This is a genomic window from Rhizobium sp. 768_B6_N1_8 (assembly GCF_051811225.1).
Lineage (GTDB): Bacteria > Pseudomonadota > Alphaproteobacteria > Rhizobiales > Rhizobiaceae > Rhizobium.
Genome location: NZ_JBPWPV010000001.1, coordinates 4,661,343 through 4,685,670, shown reverse-complemented (window position 1 = coordinate 4,685,670; position 24,328 = coordinate 4,661,343). Strand labels below are relative to the sequence as shown.

The window sequence follows — 24,328 nt, the reverse complement described above, 5'->3', positions numbered from 1 at the left end:
TCAATTATAGGGCGAGTTGCAGGTCTTGTAGATGCCTTCATAGGTCAGGAAGCGATCGGTGCGCGGATTGTAGGACCGGTATTCGTTCCGGCACCATTGCTGATGGCGGGCCTGATTATCTGCCGAAGGCTGCACGCGTGGTGCCTGCGGCGGATCGTAGGTCAGCCGCGGCGGCAATTGTCCGGGCGGCTGGTAATATTTTGGACCGGCGGCATTCGGCGGGCGATAGTTCGGCTGCACGTAGGCTGGGCGATGCCACTGCTGCGGACCGAAGCCGAAGCAGCCACGATAATCGCAGATCGTCGACTGCGTATTGATAGGCCCAAGCGACGGCGAGGCGGCATTGGCCCCGCCCAACGGCACTGCGGCAAGCAAACCGGCAAGAAGAGCGGGGCGAAGGTCGAACATGGCGCGTTCCTTTCCAATGTCCTTTTATATAGGGTGGAGAAACAGGCCACGCCATCCACTGCCCCCTGGGGTGCGACCACGACTTCGTGAAGCTTTTTCACAGACTGTCAGGAAAACTTCAAAAACCCTGTTGACAGCAAAGAGCCACCCCCGTACATGGCTCTCCGTCGCCCAGATGGCGGAATTGGTAGACGCGCCAGCTTCAGGTGCTGGTACCCGAAAGGGTGTGGAGGTTCGAGTCCTCTTCTGGGCACCATTCCCATTGATCCTTAATGAGATCAAACAGATACAGGTTCTTCCTGTTATCTGTGCCCACCGTTGTGGTGGTCGTTTTCTGCGTCTTTATTCACCGACAATAATTTGATCTCGAGCGACGCTTGGCACTGCCACATAAATGCCGATATGCCGCATTTTGATGGAATCATGCGCATTCAAGTTTACATCATCGCGTTTCTTCTCAGCGCCATCATGTGGGGCGTGACGTTCGATGCTGCGCGCAATGCTTATCGCGCCGCGCATACGGCTGGTTTGATGCCCAATCTGCACATCCAGCATAAGATCGACCGGATTCTTTAAGCGCCTCGTTCCGAGCAGAGCGCTTTCTTACCCCTCAAAAATCATAGGCATGCAGCGTCGACGCAGAGCGTTGCAAAATAGCAAATAATTCCAAGAGACTATCGGGAAACCACTCAGCCGGGCGGACGGAAACCGCCCGGTTGTTGGTTATTTTCGCGCTGGCTAAGGCAAGCCTCGCACAAGAACGAAATCGGATACCGGCATCACGATGAAGTTACTGCCGTTGCGCTCAGTCGAGATCGTTGCCCGCATACCGGACATATTCGCCAGGCGCATACCGGCGGCAATGAATATTATCAGACACTTTGGAGTTCGCCTGGGATGAAAGTCGTAATTCTGGCAGGTGGTCTGGGTTCGCGCCTCGCCGAAGAGACCAGCGTGCGACCTAAGCCTCTGGTCGAGATCGGAGAAAAGCCGATTCTCTGGCACATCATGAACATCTATGCCCATCACGGCCTGAGTGATTTCATCATCTGCGCCGGATACAAGGGCTATATGCTCAAGGAATATTTCGTAAATCTGTTCCTGCATCACAGCGACATCACCGTCGACCTGGCCACCAACGCGATCGAATATCACAAGGGCTCAAAGCCCAGCTGGAAGGTGACCATCGTCGATACCGGCATGAACTCCATGACGGGCGGCCGTATCCGGCGCATCCGCGACCACCTGAACCCGGACGAGCCCTTCTGTTTGACCTATGGCGACGGCGTTGCCGATATCGATATCAGCTCGGAGATCGCCTTCCACCGCAGCCACGGCTTGAAGGCGACGATGTGTGCGGTGACGCCCCCGGGCCGCTTCGGCGCGACGAATATCGAGAACGATGTCGTGACCGCCTTCATCGAAAAGCCGAAGGGCGACGGCCAGCGCATCAATGGCGGCTTCTTCGTGCTGCATCCTTCCGTCATCGACCTTATCGAAGGCGACGACACGATCTGGGAAGCCGGTCCGATGCAGTGGCTGACGGCCAACAAGCAGCTGGCAGCCTTCCGTCACGACGGCTTCTGGCAGCCAATGGATACGCTGCGCGAACGCAACCAGCTCGAGGAGCTCTGGAGTTCCGGAAAGGCACCGTGGAAGATATGGGCCTGACGGATTTCTGGAATGGCAGGCGCGTGTTCCTGACGGGACACACCGGGTTCAAAGGATCCTGGCTTTCGCTGTGGCTGGAAAAGCTCGGTGCGGAAGTGGCGGCGGTCTCGCTCGAACCCGAGACCAGTCCCTCTCTTTATGCGCGGCTTTCGCCCTGGAACGGGCAGGGCCACCACATCGCCGACATCAGGGATGCGGCGGCTTTCAAGCAGCGCCTCATCGAATTCGAGCCCGAAATCGTCATCCACATGGCAGCACAGGCGCTGGTCCGGCGCTCCTATGAAAATCCGGCCGAGACCTTCGCAACCAATGTGATGGGTACCGCGAACGTTCTCGATGCAGTCCGCGATACGCCCTCGGTCAGGACGGTTCTCGTCGTCACCTCCGACAAGGTCTATGCCAATAATGGCAGCGGCGTTCCCTTTATCGAAAGCGATACGCTCGGCGGCAAGGACCCTTATTCCAATTCCAAGGCCTGCACCGAACTCGTCGTCCAGAGCTATCGCGACAGCTTCTTCAAGGGGCGCGACATCCGCGTCGCGACCGCGCGCGCCGGGAATGTAATCGGCGGTGGCGACTGGTCCAAGGATCGTCTGATCCCGGATTTCATCCGTGCTTTTGAAAGTAGCCAGCCGATCCTGCTTCGGTATCCCGAGGCGATCCGTCCCTGGCAGCATGTGCTGGAGCCACTCGGCGGTTATCTAGCGTTCGCTGAAGTGCTGACGTTTGCGGATGAGAAAAAGCTGCCCGAGGCGCTCAATTTCGGTCCGGATCCGCAGAGTTTCGCAACCGTTGCCGAACTTGCCGAGGCGCTCGGCCTTGCCCATGGGGTCAACGATGTCTGGAAGCTCGCACCCGGAACGCATCTGCCGGAAGCGCCGGCCCTTACGCTGAGCTCGGCCTTGGCGCTTTCCGCCATCGGCTGGCGTCCACGCCTGACGCTACAGCAGACAATCGACTGGACAGCCGCCTGGTACAAGGCCAACCGCGAAGGAGCGGACATGCGAGCCTTCTCGCTGAGCCAGATCGCAGCCTATGAGGAAGCAATATCATGACAGCGCATAATTGCCGGTTCTGCGGCGCTCCCTTGAAACATCGTTTCGTCGATCTGGGTTCGACGCCGCTTGCCAACGCATATCTGACGGAAGAGCAGCTCAAGCAGCCGGAACCGTCCTATCCGCTGCGCGCCTTCGTCTGCTCCGAATGCTGGCTGGTGCAGGCCGATGCTTTCGTCCCGCCGGAAGACATTTTCAGCCATTACGCCTATTTCTCTTCCTATAGCGATAGCTGGGTGGAGCATGCCCGTCAGTTCACCATCATGGCCCGCAAACGCTTCGGCCTCGACGACAAATCGCAGGTCATCGAAGTGGCGAGCAATGACGGCTATCTGTTGAAGCACTTCGTCGAGGCCGGTGTGCCCGTGCTCGGGATCGAGCCGGCCGAGAACGTTGCTGAGGTCGCCCGGCAGGTCGGCGTGCCAACGGAAGCTCGCTTCTTCGGTAAGGAAACGGCTGCCGATCTCGTCTCCCGCGGCCTTGCTGCCGACATCGTCATCGGCAACAACGTGCTGGCGCATGTCCCCGATATCAACGATTTCGTCGGCGGGCTCTCGGGCGTGCTGAAGGCTGATGGCGTCGTCAGCGTCGAATTCCCGCATCTACTGCGGCTAATGGAAAACATCCAGTTCGACACCGTCTATCACGAGCATTTCTATTATCTGTCGCTGCTGGCAGTCGAAAAGGTCTTCGCGGCGCACGGCCTGAAAGTGTTCGACGTGGAAGAACTGCCAACGCATGGCGGCAGCCTTCGCGTGCTTGCCTGCAGGGCGGCCTCTACCGCTCATCCGACCGGCCCCGGCGTCGCCAAGGTGCGCGCAGATGAGGCGGCTGCCGGCTTCGACAAGGTCGAAACCTACGAGGCCTTCCAGAGCCGCGTCGCGCCAATCAAGGACGGGCTGCTCGCCTTCCTCAACGAAGCCAAGCGTAACGGCAAGACGGTCGCTGCCTATGGTGCTGCTGCCAAGGGCAATACGCTCCTGAACTTCTGCGGCGTCGGCACCGACCTCATCGACTACGTGGTCGACCGTAACCCGCATAAGCAGGGGCATTTCCTGCCGGGCAGCAAGCTGCCGATCTATGCGCCGGAGAAGATGGACGAGACACGGCCGGACTACATTCTGATCCTGCCTTGGAACATCAAGAACGAAGTCGTTGCGGCCAACAGCAGGGTCGACGCCTGGGGCGGACGCTTCGCCGTCGCCGTGCCTGAACTGACGGTGATCGGATGAAATTCATTCCGACCGCGGTTTCGGGTGCTTTTATCGTAGAGGTCGACGGGCGCTCCGACGAGCGCGGATTGTTCGCGCGGACCTTCGACGCCAAGAGCTTCGCGGACCACGGTCTCGTGCCTGTCTACCCGCAGTGCAACGTCTCGCAGAACCACAAGCGGGGTACCTTGCGCGGCATGCACTATCAGGCCGAGCCGCGACCGGAGATCAAGCTGGTGCGCGCCACACGCGGCAGGGTCTTCGATGTGGCGCTTGATCTGCGACGGGATTCGCCGACCTATCTGAAATGGGCCTCGGTCGAACTCGATGCCAACAGCTACAACGCCTTCTATATACCTGCCGGCTGTGCACACGGCTTCCTGACGCTCGAGGATGATTGCGAGCTCTTCTACCAGATGTCGGAAGTCTATGTGCCGGAGCTTGCCCGCGGCGTCCGCTGGGACGATCCCGCCTTTTCCATCGCCTGGCCGTTTATGCCGAGCGTCATCAGCGAGCGCGACGCCGCGCTTGAAAGCTACAGCCAGGAGACGAGCCTTTGAGCGGTATCAAACTCAGCATCTGCATCCCGACCTACAATCGCGAGGCTTATCTCAGAAACGCACTGGAGCATTGCGAGAGCTACAATTTCAGCTTCCCCTACGAGATTGTCATTTCCGACAACGCCTCTACCGACAACACGACACAGGTTGTCGAGGAATTCATCGCCAAGGGGTTGCCTATTCATTATCACCGCCGCGCCGTCAACGGCGGGTCAGGCCCGAACCTTGCCTGCGCCTTCCACCACGCGGTCGGCGAATATTCGATCTACCTCGCTGATGACGACTTCCTGGTGCCTGCCGGCGTTGAAGCTGCAATGACCTATCTGGACGCCAATCCGGATGTCGTCGCGTGCCAGGCGCCCTGGTATCTCTATGATGAAGTCCACGATCGGGACCTCTCGCAATTCTATGAGATCGCCGAGAACACCAAGTTTCCGCAGCAGAATTTCATAGAGCTCTTCCAGTTCATCTTTAACGGACACATCTTTCCTGAGATCGGCATCTATCGCTCCTCTGCCCTGCGCTCCGCCTGGGTGCCACGCGATTTCTGCTTCTGGGCTTTTTCCTATCTCGCCCATTTCGTCGATCAGGGTGCCGTCACTTTCCTCAAGCAGCCCTTCTATCGCTCGGTAGCGGTTTCCAAGATCGCGCCGGCACGCCAGCAGGCCGGCAATGACGACGTGATGACCGCCTGGGACAAGTATCGTGGCGGTCTCGAATACTTCCTTTATATCGCCGCCAAGCGCGGCAAGCTGAATACCAGCCGCGAGGCGCGCACCATCTACGACGAGATGTGCAAGATCTTCACGCTGAACCGCATGTCGGTTGCCGTCCGTTTCTGGGTAGCGCGCAAGGACTTCATCAAGGCCTACGAGCTTTATACCCGCATGGCGCTCGGCGGGCTCGGCGAACATCCGGAAGTCGCCCAGCTTCGTCACAGCTTCCCGATGGCAGTGGCGATCCAGACGCTCACCTATCAGGTCAACGCGACCGCCGGTATCAACAGGTTGATTCTCAGCGGCATGGCCGATCCGAAATCGATCGGCGAGATGCTGCGCGACATCGGCCTGCTGCCGGAGATCGAAATCGTCGCCGACCCGCAGACGCACGATCCGGCTCTTCTGGAGAAGACGGCGATCTTTGCCGCCGACATGCCGCGGCGCGAGAACTTCCTAAAGCTCGGCTACAAGCCGAACCTTATCTTCATCGAAACCGACCTGACGCAGCACGTGCTCGTCTGATGCCTGAAATTGCGTCCGACGCTGCAAAGCCTCGCGCCAGTTTCACCCCCTAGTTTTTACAGAGTTCAGTGTGCCCCGATTGCGTGAGTCCCAGCCCCATCACAAAGAATTAAGGCATGACCAACAGGATATTCTACACCAAACCGTCGATCACCGAGCTTGAAACGAGCTATGCAGCCGATGCTGCTGCGAACGGCTGGGGTGCGCGCTGCTACGACTATATCATCCGCTTCGAGAAGGAATTTGCCGCCTATCTCGGCACCGGCCACGCGATTGCGACGTCGAGCTGCACCGGCGCCATGCATATGGGTCTTGCCGCGCTTGGCATCGGTGCCGGCGATGAGGTGATCCTGGCCGACACGAACTGGATCGCAACCGTTGCACCGATCAAGCATCTGGGCGCCGAGCCCGTGTTCGTCGACGTGCTTCCCGATACCTGGTGCATCGACCCGGCGGAGGTCGAGCGCCAGATTACGCCGCGCACACGCGCCATCATCGCAACCCATATCTACGGCAATCTCTGCGACATGGATGCGCTGCTCGACATCAGCCGCCGCACCGGCATCCCTGTTATTGAAGATGCGGCGGAGGCGATCGGCTCGGTCTGGCATGGCCGGCGTGCCGGCTCCATGGGCGTCTTCGGCACCTTCTCCTTCCACGGCACCAAGACGCTGACGACGGGCGAAGGCGGCATGTTCGTGACGAGCGACGCCGATCTCTATGAAAAGGTGCTGACGCTCAGCAATCACGGCCGCGCTCGCAGACAGAGGAAGCAGTTCTGGCCGGACGCAATCGGCTTCAAATACAAGATGTCGAACATCCAGGCGGCGCTCGGCTGCGCCCAGCTGGAGCGCATCGAGGAGCTCGTCTCCCGCAAGCGGGAGATCCTGGCAGCCTATATGGTGCGGCTCTCGACCCTGAACGGCATCAGCATGAACCCGGAATATACCGGCACGATCAACGGCGCCTGGATGCCGACAGCCGTCTTCCATCCCGCCACCGGCATCACCCGCGAAGTGCTGCAGCAGGCCTTCGAAGCCGCCAATATCGATGCGCGCGTCTTCTTCCACCCGCTTTCCAGCCTTTCGATGTTTGCGGAAAAGCAGGCCAACATCAACGCCTGGAGCATTCCGGAGCGGGCGATCAACCTGCCGAGCTATCACGACATGAGCGAGGCCGATATCGACCGCGTGGCGGAAACACTGATCTCGGTCGTCCGCAGCCATCAAGACAATGGCGCCGTTCACCTCCGTCAATCGGCCTGAGCGCAGAATATACAGAAGGTTTCAAAGAGTTATGACCACCAAGGACGATCGCCTCGAATTCGAAGCCCATAAGCGCGAAATGTCGCTTGCTCTCGGCAAGGACGAGGAAGCCTTTCAGCATTCGCTGAACACGCTGGTAGCGCTCGACAAGTATGACTACGCCTACCTCTGGTCCTGGATGGGTGTGCCGATCATTCAGATGCCAGCCGACGTGATTGCCACCCAGGAAGTGATCTGGAACACCAAGCCCGACGTCATCATCGAAACGGGTGTGGCGCGCGGCGGCTCGATGATCTTCATGGCTTCGTTGCTGAAGGTGATCGGCAAGGGCAAGGTGATCGGCGTCGACATCGATATCCGCGCCCACAACCGCGATTCCATCGAAAAACATCCGCTTTCGCCGTTGATCACCCTCATAGAAGGCCCCTCGACGACAGCCGAGACGCTTGCCAGGGTCAAAGCGGAAATTCCGGCAGGCGCTTCAGTCATGGTCGTACTCGACAGCGACCACAGCCGCGACCACGTTCTCGACGAGCTGCGCTGCTACGGCCCGCTGGTCACCGAGGGCCAGTATATCGTCGTTGCCGATACTCTGCTCGGCTACGGAAAAGATACGGCTCTGACCCCGAACAGGCGCTCGAAAATCTGGCATCCCGGTGACGAGCCCTACACGGCGCTCAACATGTATCTCGAGGAGACCGATCGTTTCGAGACCGACGAAGCGCTAAACGGCAAGCTGGTGCTTTCCAGCTCGCCGGGAGGATATCTCAAATGCATCGGCAAATGACGGAGGGCCATCGGCATGTGGCCGGCGGCATGACGCGCGACGTGATGCCATCCGAGCAGCGACTGGAGAAGGTGTGACATGACTGCCGTCGTCATTACGCAACCCATGCTGTTTCCCTGGCCGGGCTTCTTCGAACAGCTCATGATCGCCGATAGCTATATCTATCTCGACGATACGCAGTTTTCGAAAGGCAGCTTCACCAACCGCATCCAGCTTCTACGTGGTAACGACCGCTGCTGGATGACGATTCCGCTTGCCGGCAAGGGCAGCTTCCAGAAGATTTCAGAGCTTGCTGCGGCAGGCGAGGACTGGAAGGCGAGCCATCGCGCCCTGCTGCGCCAGTCGCTGCTTGGTGCGCCCTTCATAGACGATGCTCTTTCGATCTTTGATAGCGTTTACAGCCATTCCTCCCTGGTGGAGCTGCTGATCGCCAGCATCGAGGAGCCAGCCCGCTATCTCAGCGTCGGTGCGAACCGGACAATCGGGAAAACCAGCGATATGGGTGTCGAGGGCACTTCCTGGCAGCGCGTGCTCGACATCGTTCTGAAGGCTGGAGGCAACCGTTATCTCACGGGCCATGGCGCGGCGAATTATATGGATCACAAGGCTTTCGAACGAGCTGGCGTGCAGGTGGACTACATGGACTACAGCCGCACCCCTTGGCCGCAACCGGCAGGCTCTTTCACTCCCTATGTTTCTGTACTCGACCTAATCGCCCGAATGGGTCCGGAGGCACGTCACTGTCTCATCCCGACCACCGTGGCGTGGCAAGACTTCCTGAAGGAGGAAACGGTAACATCATGACCGACGCAATAACGTTCACCGACAGCCTGCGCGCTGAATTCGACAGCAAAGGCTACCTCGTCATCCGCGGTTTCTACGATCCGGCGACCGACATCGCGCCTATCCAGGAAGGTATTCGCAAGATCGTCGAAGCCATCTGCAGGAAGTACGGCGTCGACGCCCCGACCGAAACCACGCATGAGGCCATGACGATCGCCTATCCGAAGCTGATCGCCCAGAACCGTTCGTGGGGCGGCGAAGTCTATGATGCGGTGAAGCAGATCCCCGCCTTCATGCAGCTCGTGACCAAAGCGAAGAATGCTACGATATTCGAAGATCTGCGACCCGGGTCCGTGCCGGGCATCGCTGCCGGCGGTTACGGCATCCGTATCGACAATCCTGGAGAAGAGAAATTCCGCGCGCAATGGCACCAGGAATTTCCGGGCCAGTTGAGAAGCCTTGATGGTATCGTCTTCTGGACGCCGCTACTACCGGTCACCCCTGAAATGGGTCCGGTGCAGATCGCCGAAGGCTCCCATGCCGAGGGCCTGATCCCGGTCTATCGCGATAGCGCAGGTCTTGGAAAGACGGGCGCCTACGCACTGTTCATGGATCGCGTCGACGAACGGTTGGCGAAATATGACGTCGTCGCGCCACTCCCCAAACCGGGTGACCTCATTCTGATGGACTTCCTGACAATGCATCAGGGCGGCCATAACGTTTCGAAGACACCGCGGTGGAGCATTCAGTTCCGGTATTTCAATTTTGCCGAACCGCTCGGCGTTCGCATCGGCTGGTGCGGCTCCTTCGCCGCCGGCGTTGATTTCAGCAAGATCCTGCCGGAACTGGTGACCGATGGGGAGAACACCATATGACAGCGTGCCGCGTCTGCGGGTCGCATATCGCCGAAGCCGCATACGAGGCTTCGGCGCCGGCGCTCACAACGACCATGGCGTTCGTCGATATTCCGACGCTCGCCTTCGTTTGCGATGAATGCGGGCATGCGCAATCCGGCGATCTGCCCGATATCCAGGCCTTCTACGATACGTCCTACCAGATATCGATGGAGTCGGACGATCACGACCAGATTTTCGCCATCGGTGCAGACGATCAGCCGATCTACCGCACCGACCATCAGGCGGCCGTGAGCCTGCGTCTGCTCGACCTACCGCAGGGCGCCGCCATCCTTGACTACGGCGCGGCAAAATCGACGACCTTGCGCAAGATGCACAAGGCAAGGCCGGATCTGCGGCCGCACGTCTTCGACGTCAGCGCCGACTACAAGCCCGCCTGGCAGGGATGGGTCGCACCGGAAGATCAGGCGTCCTATACGATACCGGCCGAATGGGCTGGTCGCTTCCATGCGATCATGAGCCATTTCGTCATCGAACACGTGCCCGAGCCGGTCACCTTTCTCAGGGCCCTGCATGATCTCCTTGCTCCTGAGGGACGTCTTCTGCTGTCGATGCCGGATGTCGCCGCCAATCCAGGCGACATGGCGGTTGCCGATCACCTCAACCATTTCAGCATCCCATCGCTGAAACGGGCCTTCAGCCTTGCCGGCTTCAGCGTCGATACGATCGACAGCGAGGTTTTTCCTGGCGCATTCTTCGTCGTTGCGAAACGTGCAGCCGATTCTGTTCGCCTGATCGTGGACAGGGACGAGATCGTTACGGCGACAGAGAACGCCAGAGAGATTTGTGCTTTCTGGAAACAAGCCGCCATCCGTCTCGACGAGGCGGCGAAAGAGTTTGCCGGTCGCCGCGCGGCAATTTACGGCTCCGGCTTTTATGGAAGCTGGATCTGCAGCCGGATCGAAAGCGAAGTCGATCTCAGCGTCTTCCTCGACCAGAACCCCAACCTGCAGGGGACCAGCCATTTCGGCAGACCGGTCATAGCGCCTGCGACCCTCGCGGACGAGGTCGACGTGGTTTTTGTCGGACTCAATCCCCTTAAAGCAAAGGCAGCCATCGCGCAGCAGCCAAGTCTGCATCGCTCCGGACTGAACCTCGTCTGGATCGACGGCTAGCGTGCGAAGCTACCAGCAAGCCTGGGGCCTTATAAAAGGGCCATGAGCCGGACGATCGTCGTCGCCAACTGCGGAACCGAAAGAACCATATCGGTACATTCGGGAACCATCGACTCGAAGGAATTTGTATAATGACAGCAGCAGCCATAAACCTTGATGCGGTAACGTCAGAATATCGTCCGAACGGTGCAACGGCGATCGAGAACGATCTTATCCTCAACTGGTACCCCGAGCGGATCATCAAGCGCTTCGGCCATTGCGGCTCGCTGCTGGAATTGGGCATCGGGCATGGATACACGCCTGGCATCTTCAACGCTGCCTGCGATCGCCACGTCATCATCGAAGGGTCGCAGGTCGTCATCGATCTCTTCAATGAGAAGAGCCCTGACTTCTCGGGTGAGGTTGTCTTCTCCTACTTCGAGGACTTCGATACGGAAGAGCGCTTCGACGTCATCGTCATGGGCTTTGTTCTCGAGCATGTCGAGGATCCGGGCCTGGTTCTTGACCGGTTCAGAAAATTCCTGAAGCCGGGCGGCAAGCTCTTTGCAGCGGTTCCAAACGCAAAGTCGATGAACCGGAGACTCGGGGTCGAACTCGGCAAGATCGACGACATCTACAGCCTGAATGCGAACGATCTGGCACTTGGGCACCGTCGGCAATATTGCCGCGATACGTTCCAGCAGGAGTTGGAACGTCACGGGTATTCGATGACCTACCAGGAAGGGATCTATCTTAAGCCGCTTCCGCTCGGCGTTCTCAAAACACTGCCGGATTTCCAGGAAAATCTCGAAGCGATGCTCCACGTCGGCATCGAATTTCCCGATCTCTGCGTTGCTTTGCTGATGGAAGCCGAAGCGGCATGACGACAGCCCTCGTCATTGCTCCGCGGTCCATGCTGGGAAGCCAGATTATCGAGCGGCTGCGGGCGCTCGATATCAAGACATTGACCGCGGGACGATCGAGTGCAGACGATATCTTCCTTGATCTCGGCGTCTCCGGGGCCAAAATGCCGGAAGGACTTTCCGCCGATATCGTCTTTCACTGCGCAGCAAATTTTGCCGACGACAGTGACAAGGGGCGCAGGCAGAATTTCGACGTCAATACTGCCAGCGCTGTCGATGTCGCGCAGCTGGTCACGGAGCTCGGCGCCAGCGTTCTTGTTTATGCAGGCTCAGCCTCTTCCGACGAGAACTTGGATCCAGGCAATTTCACATCCTATGGTCTGACCAAGGGTCTCGCGGAGCAAGTCCTTGCCTGGGCGGCGCAAAAACAAGGGTTTCGGTTTTGCAGCCTGCGTTTTCCGCAGATCTACGATATGGAGGGACGCTGCTGCAGCCACCAGGCTTGGTTCGGCCGGATCATCGCGTACACCTCACGTGGCCAAAATATCCGCATGCCCCGGTCGCTTGGTATCCGAAACTTCCTTCATGTGAGGGATGCCGCCGATTTGATGATCCGCGCCGGCCAAATCGAGATTACCGGCATATTGAATATTTCCCATCCGGAAGCGATGACCTGCGATGAAATCGCGGTGGTCGCTTACGACACGTTTGGCCTCGGCGGCAATGTTATCGAAGCGCCGGAAAAGGCGCCGTTCCGGCGGATAAACTTCCCCGATGGCGCACAGGCATTCAGCCAACTCAACTTGTTGCCCTCGATCACAATGAAAGACGGCGTCGGCATGATACGGGATGCGGGGACCTCAAAGGCTTTCGGACCTATGGATATAACATGACGGCAGCAGGCATGAAGACAGCTCCTATCACGGTCGTCGTTACCGCGGTCGGCGCCATCATCGGGCAAGGAATCGCGAGTTCCTTACGGAAATCCGGACTATCTATCCGGATCATCGGCGTAGATCGCGATGCGAACGGTATAGGCCGATACTGGTGCGACGACTTCTCCGCCAAGCCACCATGCAGCGAAGACAGCCCCGAATATCTGGACTTTTGGAAAAATCTTCTGATTCGGGAAAATGTCGATCTCGTGTTCCCCGGGCTGGAGTCGGACGTACTGTTCTTCAATCGAAATCGGGCCCTGACCCAGGAGACAAACGCTCGGGTCGTCCTTAACAATCCCGATCTGATCGAACTTGCGCAGGACAAATGGGATTTCGGCGAAGGGCTTCAGCGCCTCGGCCTGCCGGCCATACCCAGTTGCCTGAGTGCGGACTGGGAAGGTGCGATCGATCGTCTTGGCGCCCCTCCGCTACTTCTGAAACCCCGGCGCGGAAACGGATCGCGCGGCATCGCCATTCTTCGGGACGAGCATGATTTTGCCTACTGGAGCAGGAAAAGCACCGACGATTTTCTCATCCAGAAATTCATCGGCAGCGACGACACGGAATTTACCGTCGGCGCCTTCGGCTTCGGCGACGGCACCGGCCTGCCGCCGATCATCTTCCGTCGTAAGCTGTCCGTTGCCGGCAATACCCAATATGCCGAAGTCGTCGAGCATCCGGTTCTGGCCAAGACGGTCGAGACGATCGCCGGCCTTTTCAAGCCATTGGGACCGACAAACTATCAATTCCGCGTGGATGGCGAGATCCCCTATCTTCTCGAAATCAATCCCCGGTTTTCCAGCAGTACTTCCCTGCGCACCGCCTTCGCATACAACGAAGCCCTCATGGCCGTAGAGCTTTTTCTTTGGGGCAAACGGCCCGCAGCACCGGAGATCCGCTCGGGTCGCGGCTGGCGATATTATGAAGACTATGTGGTGACATGATCGCAATCATTTCCGATATTCACGGCAATCTGCCTGCCCTCGAGGCGGTGCTGGAACGCATTGATGCACTCGGATGCCGCCGGATCATCTCGCTCGGCGATGTCGTGGGTTATTATGCGCAGCCAGGCGAATGTATCGATCTGCTGCGTGCTCGCGGGATCGTCAACGTTCTGGGAAACCACGACCACTATATCGTCAGTGGCGAGGGATGCCCGCGTTCGAAGCTGGTTTCGGATATCACCGACTATCAGAGAACGATCATTTCGCCGGAGCAGGTCACATGGCTGGCGACTTCGATGAGTTTCATCTCCAATAGTCCGATCCATTTCTACCACGGCGGCATGCGGGACCCTATCGATCAATATCTCTATGAGATCGGGCCTGGCGACATTCCGGACGACGCATCGATCCTCTTTGCTGGCCATACCCATGTCCAGACGTTGCTGGAACTGGGCGGGAAGCAATTCTGCAATCCGGGTGCCGTCGGACAGCCGCGCGATGGCGACCCGCGCGCCGCCTTCGCCACGCTTTCCGGCGATGTCATCGATCTGCATCGTGTCGACTACGATATCGACCGGACGGCATTTCATATGCGACAGACCGGCTTTCCGGCAAAGTGCTACGAGAATCTCTATATCGGAGCCCAGATCGGTGGCCGGATCGACAAGATCTCCCTGGCAGCTGCCTGACGGCTAAAAGTCGGCTTCAGGTTAAGGCTGTCAGCAGTACCCACCTCCGGCTTTCACCGCACCGGCTGGTAGTGGCCGCGCAGCGGCACGCGGCTGTCCATCGAAATCACACCGTCGCGTTCGCAGACATACATCAGTGTCGGCATGCCGCCCGAGCGGAAGATCTGGTCATGGCGGCGGCGGATCTGCACCGTCTCGGTGTGGCAATCATACGACTCCTCCACCTTCTTATCCGGCTGGGCCTTTACGCCCGGAAGATCCTTGTAGGGATAGAGCGGTTGCGCGGCCTGCTTGCCGGAATTCTGCCAATCGATGGCAAAGGCGGGCGCAGCCGAAGCGCCGGCAACAAGCGACAGCAGGAGAACCGCAACGAACCGCATCACAACCTCTTTCACGGGCGTCCTTCGTTCAGTACCCGTGTTCAGGATGTAGGAAGATTGGAAGTCGCCATCAAGCGGAAGCGCGAGCAGGCTTGCGGAAATAGCTCCTGATGACGGGGTGAGAGAAGAGGCCGGCGAGGATTGCAAAACCGGCGCCGACAGCAAAGCCGGCAAGCAAGCCACCGATCACGCCTGCGACCATGATGATTTTCTTACTCGGCCCATCCGCCTTAACAGGAACTTCGGCTGGCGAGACGACGCGGATATTGCTCTGGTTGAGGTTCTGCTCTTCGCTGGTCTCACCCGAGCGTTTCAGCACGGCCTCGTAAAGCTCACGGGCGGCAGTCGCCTTGCGCTGCAGTTCGTTCAGCTGAACCTGCTTGTCCGATGTCGTGGCTTGCAGGGCTTTCTGCACGGCCAGTTCCTTGGCAATATCGTCTTCGGCCTTCTTGGCCTGTTCGTATTCGGCTCTTGCCGAGGTCGCGACCCGCTGCAACTCGCCCCTGATTTCCACCCCGATGCTGTCGAGCGAAGAGCGCGCAGCCTGAAGGCGCGGATGACGCGAACCCATCTGGCTCTGCAGGCTGCCGACGACAGCGGCCTGGGCGGAATATTGCTGCCGCAGGCTCACGAGCGGCGATGTGCCCGTGGCGCCATCCGTCTGGCTGCCGGCAACGATATCTTCGACCCGCAGATTTGCAGCGGCATCGGCGCGGGCCTTAGCCTGAATTGTCTTTTCCTGGGCGGTGATGAGCAGCGTATTCAGGGACGAAAGGCGCTGGTCGGAAATCAAATTGCCCTCGGTCGCCGCCATGTCGTTGTCGGCGCGGAAGGTTTCGACCGCCTGCTCCGCTTCCTGCACCTTCTGGCGCAGATCGTCGAGGCGACCGCCGAGCGCTGAGGAGGTGGTCTCATAAAGGCCGGTTGATGCGCTGCTTTCCTCCTGCATGAAGGAGGTGACGACCTGGTTTGCGAGCTTTGCGGATTTTTCAGGATCGTGCGTCGTCGCGGCAAGCGAGACCACATAGGTATTATTCTCACGCGTGATCAGCAGGGCCTTTTGAAGAGCGCCGATGATAGCGGCACCATCCGTCCTGCCGCCGGTGAATTCCGGATCCTGATCGAGCTTCATGGCGTCGGCTACGCGACGCAATACGTTGCCCGAGGTCAGCAGCTGAACCTGGCTATCGATCAGCGTCGAAATCATTTCCGGTGACGGGGCCGCGGTCTGCGCGCCGCTGTCGGCAAGTCCGATCTGACGCGGATCGAAATAGAGGGCGGCAACGGCAGTGAATTTTTGCTGAATGCGAGGCGCGATCACCGCGCCGGCAGCGGCACCGACGAGGCAAAGACCGGCAATAATCAGGCGCCTGCTCCAGATGGCGGCAACCGCGGATCTGATATCCAGCAATGGTCCGACGACATCAGGTGCTTGCTGGACCACGGGTTCAGGCGCTGATGAGGGTTCGGGGATGGCAGGAATATCGCGGCGTGGCGGCTCAGCGGGGCGGCTTTCCGACGCTGCAGGGCGAACCGGAAGAGGACCAGGCTCGGGAGCCGGTGGAGGCGGAACGAAATCGGTCGGCCGGATGATAGGGCTGCGCGCACGGGTGCCTTCAGGCGCAGGCTGAGACGACTCATAACTGCGCCAGGCAGGCAGGCGGCTCACCCTGTTCCCGTCATACTGATTCATAAACACCGCATCCGCCCGGCAGGAAAGGATGGCCGAGACAGAGCGACTTTAGAAATTCTTAGCTAACGGACCGTTAAGATGACGGCATTGAAGCCGACGTGGCGACCTGCCGCGACCCGCGAGGATAGCCATGAAACGGAAAAGACTGCTGCACAGGCTGCTGGTTGCCGCCGTCATCACCATTTCGTCCACCGCCCATGCCGCGAGCGCACCACTTTGCTATTACGGCGTCAACCTCTCCGGCGCCGAATATGGCGAGCGCGGCGGCGTCTACGGCACGAACTACACCTACCCGACCGAAGAAACGATCCGCTATTTCGCCAAGAAGGGCATGACGATTATCCGCCTGCCCTTCCGCTGGGAGCGGCTGCAGCCGACGCTTGGTGCGCGGCTCGACGATGATGAATTGCAGCGCTTGAAGGATACGGTAGCACTGGTTCGCAAGCACAAGATGAGCGTGCTGCTCGATCCGCATAATTTCGGCTACTATGACAAGGATCAGGTCGGCAAGCCGCCCGTAGCGAACGCAGCCTTTGCCGATTTCTGGGCTCGGCTTTCCGTCGAATTTGCCAACCAGGACGGCGTGCTCTTCGGGCTGATGAACGAGCCGCACGACATTCCCGCGACCGATTGGCTGAAAGCCGCCAACGCCGCTATCCGCGGCATTCGAGCGGTTGGCGCGCGCAATCTCATCCTCGTTCCCGGTACGGCCTGGAGCGGAGCTGCCAGCTGGGAAACCGATGTGATCGGCGGCGCGAACGGAACCGTCATGCTCGGCGTGCGTGATCCGCTCGATTTCTACGCCTATGAATTCCATCAGTATCTCGACGCGGATTCTTCGGGCACGCACGAGACCTGCGAGGGCGCAAAGGCCGCGACCGATGCCGTCACTAATGTGACCGCCTGGCTGAAGAAGAACGGCAAACGCGGCTTCCTCGGTGAATTTGGCGCGTCTGCAAATGCGGATTGCCTCGATGGCCTGAAGATGATGTTCACCACCATGTCCGACAATAGCGATGCGTGGATCGGTTTCTCCTACTGGGCGGCTGGCGAATGGTGGCCGGCCAACGAACCTTTCAACGTGCAGCCGCGTGACACGCCTGAGCGCCCGCAAATGCGGCTGCTTGAGCAAATGGTACCCAAACATGCGCCCGTCTGCGCAGCGGTAAAGCCGGCGGGGAAGTGATATGGCAGCAGTCGGAGAGACAAGCACGAGATTCGAAACGGTTGCTGGTGCGGCCAGCCCGGCTGCGCGCCTCGATTACCCGATTCTGATCCTCGGGCTGCTTTCGGTTCTCTACAATGGCATCCTGGCCTTCATAAACCACAACGTCATGCCACTTTCGATGACGCACGTGGCGGCCAGCGAAGGCCTGATCATGGCGAGCGCAATCATCTACATCCTGCACAAGGGGATCTATGAGGAAGACCTTCCGGCCTTCCTGTTCATGCTCTTCACGCTGATCGTGACGGTCTATGTCAGCGTGATCAACCGCATGGCCTTCATCGATCATTTCCGCAACGTACTGATCATCTTCTGCTTCACGGGGCTTGGAGGCTGGTGCAACGAGCGGACGCTGAAGCTGATCTTCCGTGTGGCGTGTTTCATGGTGCTGCTTTTCCTGATCTTCGAGATCATCAGCGTGCCCTTCTATGTCAGTATCGTGCATCCCTCGGACTATTTCGCCAACACGCGCGGGCTGAAGCCGCTCAGTTTCAACACGACGGGCCTGTTCCAGAATGCACTCGGCTTTCCCGGCCGATTCTCATTCGGCATCATCGATCACCGCTCGTCCTCGATCTTTCTGGAGCAGGTGTCGCTCGCCAATTTCTGTGGCGTGATCGCGATCTACCTTATTTCGATGTGGGACCGGCTGACGCGGATCGACCGGGCGCTGGCCATTGCGACAGCGCTGCTGATCCTCACGACCAATGATACCCGCACGATGCTCATCTTCTGCATCTGCTGTATCGGCGGCTATTTCGTCTTTCCCAGAATCCCCAAGGCTTTCAATCTGGCGCTGATGCCGCTCATCGTTTGCGCCGGCTTTCTTGTCTACATGAAGGACCCCAATGCGATCGGCGACAATTTTACCGGGCGCATCAATCTGACGATGAAGAAACTGATGGATCTCGATCCACTGGCGATCCTCGGGCTTTCCGTCGATAAAGTCGCCGAATTCGCCGATAGCGGCTATGTCTACCTCGTCTATGGCGCAACGATCTTCGGCGTCATCGCCTTCTGGCTCTTCGTCTGCCTGTTTCCCGCGGGCACGACCCCGGCACAAAGGCGCTGCGCCCATTCACTTTCTCTTTTCATTTTTCTGAATATGATGATCGGGGGAACGGCAATCTTCTCGATGAAGATCGCCGGTCTCGTCTGGCTTGTCATCGGGTTCATGCGTTTCCGCGACACGCCACGTATCCGGCAGGGTCGTCCGGCAAATGTACTGAGTTGACGAAGCGGCTTGCCTGAAGGGCGATCCGCAGAGCCTGTGGGAGCAAGACACCAGATGCTTGTCCAGCTGCAATATCTGCGTGCCATCGCGGCGCTGATGGTCGTCTATTTCCACGCGATCCTGCAGCTTGCCAAGGTCAATCCCGCCATAGACGCGACCTCGTTCATCTATGGCGAAACGGGTGTCGATATCTTCTTCGTGCTCAGCGGCTTCGTGATGTGGCTGACGACAAGCGGACGAAACATGACGCCGGTCGATTTCGTCCGCAAGCGCGTCAAGAGGATCGTGCCGCTCTACTGGCTGGCGACGCTATTTTCGGCGGCTGTCGCGCTTATCGCACCGTCGCTTCTCAAGTCTACCGTTTTCGATCTGCCGCATCTCATGGCCTCGATGCTGTTCCTGCCGTGGATCAATCCGGTCGACCCGACGATGATCGCGCCCGTCATCGTGCCCGGCTGGACGCTGAATTATGAGATGTTCTTCTATTTCGTCTTCGCGCTGCTATTGCCGATCCGCGAGGACTATCGCCTGCCCGCCCTCTTCGGTGCCTTTGCAGCCATCCTGATCGTCTGCCACCTGCTGCCGGAAACGACAGCCACTAAATTCTATGGCGAACCCATCATCCTGGAATTCCTGGCCGGCGTGGCGCTCGGCTGGCTCTATGGCCAGAAGCTTCTGCTGCCGCAGCGCTGGGCCTGGGTTCTGCTTGCTGTCGGCTTCGCCTTCCTCTTCATCAACGAGGATCTGGTGCGGCCTGGAGACCGTTATTATGGCTGGGGCATACCGGCAATCTTCATCGTCTATAGCGCTATTTCCATCGACTTTTCGAAACTTCCCTTTGTGCGCTGGCTCAACTATCTCGGCGACGCCTCATACGAGATCTACATCACGCATGCCTTCACGCTGGCTTTCCTCCGGATCATCGCCAATCATTTCCCGGTCGGCGCGCTTCAGCAGCCTGTCATCTTCGTGATCCTCTGCCTCGCGCTCTCCTCCATCGTGGGAGCGATCATTCACGAAATCATCACGCCGCGCAGAAAAGCCCGGGTCGCCAGCCGGCCGGCCGTCTGACCTCAAACTATCAGAGGGCGAGGACGGGATTTCGAACGGCGCAGGCAGAACGGAATCCCGCGCGTCCTGTCATAAGCTTGCGGCCATGAAAGCAAATGCCGCAGGCATGAAGGTTCGGCTTGCAATTTATTGCAGAAATGAAAGCTTGCCGGCCTGTTCGCGGCCGGGGGTTTGATCTAAGGACGGCCCGGCGGCTTAAGAGAGGGAAGAGGACATGACGGACTACGTATTGACGGTAACCTGCAAGTCGACGCGCGGCGTCGTGGCGGCGATTTCGACCTATCTCGCCGAAAAGGGTTGCAACATCATCGATAGTTCGCAGTTCGACGACCTCGATACCGGCAAGTTCTTCATGCGCGTCAGCTTCATTTCCGAAGAGGGTGCAACGCTTGCCGAGATCCGCGAAGGCTTCAAGCCGATCTACGAGAAGTTCGGCATGGATGCGGAGGTACATGACGGGAGCGAGCGCCTGAAGGTGCTTCTGATGGTCTCCCGCTTCGGCCACTGTCTCAACGACCTGCTCTACCGCTGGAAGATCGGTGCGCTGCCGATCGACATCGTCGGCGTCGTCTCCAACCATTTCGAATACCAGAAAGTCGTGGTCAACCACGACATTCCCTTCCACCACATCAAGGTGACGAAGGAAAACAAGCCGCAGGCCGAAGCCCAGATCCTCGACATCGTCGAGCAGACCGGCACCGAACTCATCGTGCTTGCCCGCTACATGCAGGTGCTGTCGGATGCGATGTGCCGGAAGATGTCAGGCCGTATCATCAACATCCACCATTCCTTTCTGCCTAGCTTCAAGGGCGCCAACCCTTACAAACAGGCCTATGAGCGCGGCGTGAAGCTGATCGGCGCGACAGCGCATTACGTGACGGCCGATCTCGACGAAGGCCCGATCATCGAGCAGGATACGGCGCGCATTACGCATGCGCAGAGCGCCGAGGACTATGTTTCGATCGGCCGCGATGTCGAAAGCCAGGTGCTGGCGCGCGCCATCCATGCGCATATCCACCGCCGGGTCTTCCTGAACGGCAACCGCACCATCGTCTTCCCTGCAAGCCCCGGAAGCTACGCCTCCGAACGCATGGGTTGAGGTAAACAACCCGCTATCCGCGGCTGGCGCAATCTTCCGTTGCTTGTCGGCAAGTGCCTGATTATCTGTTTTAATAGACAGTCGAATCATGCCGCGGAGGGGTGCCATGACCGAGGAAGCGCTTGTGGACCGCATGGCGCTGCCGCGCCCGGATGTTACTGATTCCGAAGCCGCGGATATCCTCCTTTCCCATTACGGGCTTTCCGGCACGCTGTCCGAACTCGGCAGCCAGCAGGACCGCAACTACCGGCTCGACACGGAAGACGGCCGCTATGTGCTGAAGATCTGCCATGCCGCCTACGAGACAGAAGAGCTCGAGGCGCAGAATGCGGCGATCCACCATTTGCGCGCCAAGGCGAGTGCGCCGCGTGTTCCCAACGTGATGGCGTCCACCGAGGGGCAGGAGATCGTTTCCGTCAGCGTGCGGGAGCAGGATTATCAGGTCCGTTTGCTGGAATATCTCGAAGGCGAAGGCCTGACCCACCGTGCCTATCTGGCGCCCGCCTCGGTCGCGGCGCTCGGCGCGCTCTGCGCGCGGCTGGCTGAGGCGCTTGCCGATTTTACCCATCCCGGGCTCGACCGCAGCCTGCAATGGGACCTGCGCCGCGCCGGGCCCGTGGCCGTGCAACTGCTTTCGTCCATCACCGACAGCGCCGCGCGCGACAGGATCGCCAAGACGATGGTCATGGCTGTGCGCCGCATCCAGCCGCTTGCGCCGTCACTGCGGCTTCAGGCGGTTCATCACGACGTGACGGGTGACAATGTCGTCAGCCGCCCTGATCTGCATGGGCGGCCTGTTCCCGACGGCGTGATCGATTTCGGCGACATCATCCGCGGCTGGCTGGTCGGCGACCTTGCCGTGACCTGCGCCTCTCTGCTGCATCAGGCAGATGGCGATCCCTTTTACATTCTGCCGGCAGTGAAAGCCTATCACGAGATTTATCCGCTGATCGAGGACGAACTGAAGGCACTCTGGCCGCTCATCGTGGCGCGCGCCGTCATCCTCGTCGCCAGCAGCGAGCAGCAGATCGCGATCGATCCCGATAATGACTATGTCAGAGGAAATCTGGAGGGCGAACGGCGCATTTTCGATACGGCGATGTCCGTACCGTTCGAACTGATGGAAGCGGCTATCCTGAAAGCGGCCGGTCTCGATATTGCCGGTGTCAATACGACGGACTGGCAGCCGCTCTTGCCGGAGATCGATCCTGCATCCATCGCCTATGTCGATCTCGGCGTGCAGAGCCCGCATTTTTCTGACGGCAACTGGCTGGCGACCGACATGGACTGGCGGCTTCTTGCCCGTGCTGCGGCGGAAACGGGAACCGCGGCGACGCGTTACGGCGAATATCGCCTGTCCCGCGCCGGCCTGCACCGTGCAAAAGTCCAGGCGACCTATGCCCTGCATATGGATATCTGCCTTGCGGCCGGCAGTATCATTGCGGCACCCTTTGCCGGTCGGATCACCTGGTACGACCAACATCTGGTCCTCACAGGCGCCGATATGAAGCTGCATATCGACGGCATCGAGCTTTCAGTCGAGGACGGCAGCGAGGTCGCCGCCGGTCAGGGGCTCGGCACGGTCTCCGGCGAGACGTCCTCACTCGGCGGATTGCGCCTGCAGCTTTGCAGCATCGCCGGCTTCGAGCCGCCACTCTTTTCGACACCGCAACAAGCCGAGGCGTGGTCCGCGCTCTGCCCCTCGCCTTCGGTGCTCCTCGGGCCGGGTGCGGATGCACCAAAACCCGAAACGGCAGCGCTTCTCGAGCTGCGGCAGGCACATTTCGCCAGTCCGCAGAAGAATTATTACGCGCACCCGCCGCAGATCGAGCGCGGCTGGAAGGAGCATCTCTTCGATATCGAGGGTCGCGCCTATCTCGACATGGTCAACAATGTCACGATCCTCGGCCATGGTCATCCGCGCATGGCGGAAGCGATCGGCCAGCAATGGCTGATGCTGAACACCAATTCGCGCTTCCACTATGCCGCCGTCGCGGAATTCTCCGAGAGCCTGGCATCGCTGGCGCCCGACGGCATGGATGCCGTCTTCCTCGTCAACAGCGGCTCGGAAGCGAACGACCTGGCGTTGCGGCTTGCCTGGGCGCATAGCGGCCAACGCAACATGCTCTGCCTGCTGGAGGGCTATCACGGCTGGTCGGTGGCAAGCGATGCCGTCTCCACCTCTGTCGCCGACAATCCGCAGGCGCTGACGACACGGCCGGACTGGGTTCACGCCGTCGTCTCGCCCAATACCTATCGCGGCCAGTTCCGTGGGCCGGAAACCGCAGCGGATTATCTCGGCACGATAACACCGGTGCTGGAAGCCATCGATGCCAAGAGCGAAGGGCTGGCCGGCTTCATTGCCGAATCTGTCTATGGCAATGCCGGCGGCATTCCACTGCCCGACGGCTATCTCACGGAGGTCTACCGGCACGTGCGAGAGCGCGGCGGCCTCTGCATCGCCGACGAAGTGCAGGTGGGCTACGGGCGGCTCGGCCATTATTTCTGGGGTTTCGAGCAGCAAGGCGTCGTGCCCGATATCATCACCATTGCCAAGGGCATGGGTGACGGCCATCCGCTCGGCGCCGTCATCACAACGAAGGAGATCGCCGCTTCGCTGGAGAAGGAAGGTTATTTCTTCTCCTCGGCCGGCGGCAGCCCGGTCAGTTGCGTTGCCGGAATGACGGTTCTCGACGTCATGGCCGAGGAGCGGCTACAGGACAATGCCCGGGAGGTGGGCGACCATCTGAAGGCGCGACTGGCGGCACTCATCGACAGCTATCCGATTGTCGGCGCCGTGCATGGAATGGGCCTCTATCTCGGCCTCGAATTCGTGCGCGACAGAACGACGCTGGAGCCGGCGACCGAAGAGACGGTGGCGATCTGCGACCGGCTGCTGGAACTCGGCGTCATCATGCAGCCGACAGGTGATCACCTGAATGTGTTGAAGATCAAGCCGCCGCTCTGCCTCACCGAACAAAGCGCCGATTTCTTCGCCGATATGCTGGAAAAGGTGCTTCGGGAAGGCTGGTAGACAAGGGCTCCAGCCGTTTACTAATTCGGTCTTTTCAAGGCTTTCCAAATTTTAACCAAACGCCCCATTGCCGGAATCAGATCGGCCTCCTATCTCTGCTTCGGCGATTACGAGGCTACTCGGACCGTCACATGGGTTGCACGAAGACGTGATAGATTTCTTTCTGCAA

23 protein-coding genes and 1 tRNA gene are annotated in these 24,328 nt (G+C 59.3%); 21 read left to right on the top strand and 3 right to left on the bottom strand.

Annotated elements, in window-relative coordinates; all coding sequences use genetic code 11:
• Positions 1-408: a BA14K family protein gene (locus AB8B33_RS23665; protein ID WP_439017070.1), complete on the bottom strand. Its 408-nt coding sequence runs from the start codon at positions 406-408 to the stop codon at positions 1-3.
• Between the two features lie 169 nt (positions 409-577).
• Between AB8B33_RS23665 and AB8B33_RS23660 the strand changes: the two genes are divergently transcribed.
• The 16 genes from AB8B33_RS23660 to AB8B33_RS23585 all read left to right on the top strand — a co-directional run bounded on the left by AB8B33_RS23660 (position 578) and on the right by AB8B33_RS23585 (position 14,423).
• Positions 578-664, top strand: a tRNA-Leu gene (locus tag AB8B33_RS23660).
• Between the two features lie 167 nt (positions 665-831).
• Entirely contained in the window at positions 832-984 is a 153-nt protein-coding gene (locus AB8B33_RS23655; protein ID WP_162831968.1) for a hypothetical protein, read from the top strand.
• A gap of 321 nt (positions 985-1,305) precedes the next feature.
• Positions 1,306-2,079, top strand: coding sequence for a glucose-1-phosphate cytidylyltransferase (rfbF, locus tag AB8B33_RS23650; protein ID WP_439017069.1), 774 nt, complete (start codon positions 1,306-1,308; stop codon positions 2,077-2,079).
• Positions 2,070-3,134: a CDP-glucose 4,6-dehydratase gene (rfbG, locus tag AB8B33_RS23645; protein WP_439017296.1), complete on the top strand. Its 1,065-nt coding sequence runs from the start codon at positions 2,070-2,072 to the stop codon at positions 3,132-3,134. The genes rfbF and rfbG overlap by 10 nt, the downstream gene beginning before the upstream one ends.
• Positions 3,131-4,366: a methyltransferase domain-containing protein gene (locus tag AB8B33_RS23640; RefSeq protein ID WP_439017068.1), complete on the top strand. Its 1,236-nt coding sequence runs from the start codon at positions 3,131-3,133 to the stop codon at positions 4,364-4,366. Before rfbG ends, AB8B33_RS23640 begins: the two co-directional genes overlap by 4 nt.
• Complete coding sequence (gene rfbC, locus AB8B33_RS23635) at positions 4,363-4,905, top strand: dTDP-4-dehydrorhamnose 3,5-epimerase (RefSeq protein ID WP_439017067.1); 543 nt, start codon at positions 4,363-4,365, stop codon at positions 4,903-4,905. The genes AB8B33_RS23640 and rfbC overlap by 4 nt, the downstream gene beginning before the upstream one ends.
• A complete protein-coding gene (locus tag AB8B33_RS23630) occupies positions 4,902-6,146 on the top strand; it encodes a glycosyltransferase family 2 protein (protein WP_439017066.1) in 1,245 nt (414 codons plus the stop codon). Before rfbC ends, AB8B33_RS23630 begins: the two co-directional genes overlap by 4 nt.
• A 116-nt stretch (positions 6,147-6,262) precedes the next feature.
• Complete coding sequence (locus AB8B33_RS23625; RefSeq protein WP_439017065.1) at positions 6,263-7,411, top strand: DegT/DnrJ/EryC1/StrS family aminotransferase; 1,149 nt, start codon at positions 6,263-6,265, stop codon at positions 7,409-7,411.
• 31 nt (positions 7,412-7,442) lie between these two features.
• A complete protein-coding gene (locus tag AB8B33_RS23620) occupies positions 7,443-8,198 on the top strand; it encodes a cephalosporin hydroxylase family protein (RefSeq protein WP_439017064.1) in 756 nt (251 codons plus the stop codon).
• A gap of 78 nt (positions 8,199-8,276) precedes the next feature.
• Positions 8,277-9,002, top strand: a complete 726-nt coding sequence (locus tag AB8B33_RS23615) for a WbqC family protein (RefSeq protein WP_439017063.1) — start codon at positions 8,277-8,279, stop codon at positions 9,000-9,002.
• Complete coding sequence (locus tag AB8B33_RS23610; protein WP_439017062.1) at positions 8,999-9,856, top strand: phytanoyl-CoA dioxygenase family protein; 858 nt, start codon at positions 8,999-9,001, stop codon at positions 9,854-9,856. The genes AB8B33_RS23615 and AB8B33_RS23610 overlap by 4 nt, the downstream gene beginning before the upstream one ends.
• Positions 9,853-11,010, top strand: a complete 1,158-nt coding sequence (locus AB8B33_RS23605; protein ID WP_439017061.1) for a class I SAM-dependent methyltransferase — start codon at positions 9,853-9,855, stop codon at positions 11,008-11,010. Before AB8B33_RS23610 ends, AB8B33_RS23605 begins: the two co-directional genes overlap by 4 nt.
• Before the next feature lie 131 nt (positions 11,011-11,141).
• Positions 11,142-11,873: a class I SAM-dependent methyltransferase gene (locus tag AB8B33_RS23600; protein WP_439017060.1), complete on the top strand. Its 732-nt coding sequence runs from the start codon at positions 11,142-11,144 to the stop codon at positions 11,871-11,873.
• Positions 11,870-12,745: an NAD-dependent epimerase/dehydratase family protein gene (locus AB8B33_RS23595; RefSeq protein WP_439017059.1), complete on the top strand. Its 876-nt coding sequence runs from the start codon at positions 11,870-11,872 to the stop codon at positions 12,743-12,745. The genes AB8B33_RS23600 and AB8B33_RS23595 overlap by 4 nt, the downstream gene beginning before the upstream one ends.
• Before the next feature lie 11 nt (positions 12,746-12,756).
• Complete coding sequence (locus tag AB8B33_RS23590; RefSeq protein WP_439017058.1) at positions 12,757-13,734, top strand: ATP-grasp domain-containing protein; 978 nt, start codon at positions 12,757-12,759, stop codon at positions 13,732-13,734.
• Positions 13,731-14,423, top strand: a complete 693-nt coding sequence (locus AB8B33_RS23585; protein WP_439017057.1) for a metallophosphoesterase family protein — start codon at positions 13,731-13,733, stop codon at positions 14,421-14,423. Before AB8B33_RS23590 ends, AB8B33_RS23585 begins: the two co-directional genes overlap by 4 nt.
• A 53-nt stretch (positions 14,424-14,476) precedes the next feature.
• Here the strand turns inward: AB8B33_RS23585 and AB8B33_RS23580 are convergent, their stop codons facing one another.
• Both AB8B33_RS23580 and AB8B33_RS23575 read right to left on the bottom strand, forming a co-directional pair.
• Positions 14,477-14,803, bottom strand: coding sequence for a hypothetical protein (locus AB8B33_RS23580; RefSeq protein WP_439017056.1), 327 nt, complete (start codon positions 14,801-14,803; stop codon positions 14,477-14,479).
• A gap of 70 nt (positions 14,804-14,873) precedes the next feature.
• Positions 14,874-16,496: a GumC family protein gene (locus AB8B33_RS23575; protein ID WP_439017055.1), complete on the bottom strand. Its 1,623-nt coding sequence runs from the start codon at positions 16,494-16,496 to the stop codon at positions 14,874-14,876.
• 130 nt (positions 16,497-16,626) lie between these two features.
• Here AB8B33_RS23575 and AB8B33_RS23570 point away from each other — a divergent pair, with 130 nt between their 5' ends.
• The 5 genes from AB8B33_RS23570 to AB8B33_RS23550 all read left to right on the top strand — a co-directional run bounded on the left by AB8B33_RS23570 (position 16,627) and on the right by AB8B33_RS23550 (position 24,159).
• The gene (locus tag AB8B33_RS23570) at positions 16,627-17,682 is read left to right on the top strand and encodes a glycoside hydrolase family 5 protein (RefSeq protein ID WP_439017054.1); all 1,056 of its coding nucleotides are present in this window, start codon (positions 16,627-16,629) and stop codon (positions 17,680-17,682) included.
• A 1-nt stretch (position 17,683) separates the two neighbouring features.
• The gene (locus AB8B33_RS23565; RefSeq protein ID WP_439017053.1) at positions 17,684-18,955 is read left to right on the top strand and encodes a hypothetical protein; all 1,272 of its coding nucleotides are present in this window, start codon (positions 17,684-17,686) and stop codon (positions 18,953-18,955) included.
• A gap of 54 nt (positions 18,956-19,009) precedes the next feature.
• The gene (locus AB8B33_RS23560; protein ID WP_439017052.1) at positions 19,010-20,026 is read left to right on the top strand and encodes an acyltransferase family protein; all 1,017 of its coding nucleotides are present in this window, start codon (positions 19,010-19,012) and stop codon (positions 20,024-20,026) included.
• 214 nt (positions 20,027-20,240) lie between these two features.
• Positions 20,241-21,125, top strand: a complete 885-nt coding sequence (gene purU / locus AB8B33_RS23555) for a formyltetrahydrofolate deformylase (protein WP_310379717.1) — start codon at positions 20,241-20,243, stop codon at positions 21,123-21,125.
• Between the two features lie 106 nt (positions 21,126-21,231).
• On the top strand, positions 21,232-24,159 hold the full coding sequence (locus tag AB8B33_RS23550; protein WP_439017051.1) for an aminotransferase: 2,928 nt from the start codon (positions 21,232-21,234) through the stop codon (positions 24,157-24,159).
• Positions 24,160-24,328 lie beyond the last annotated feature (169 nt).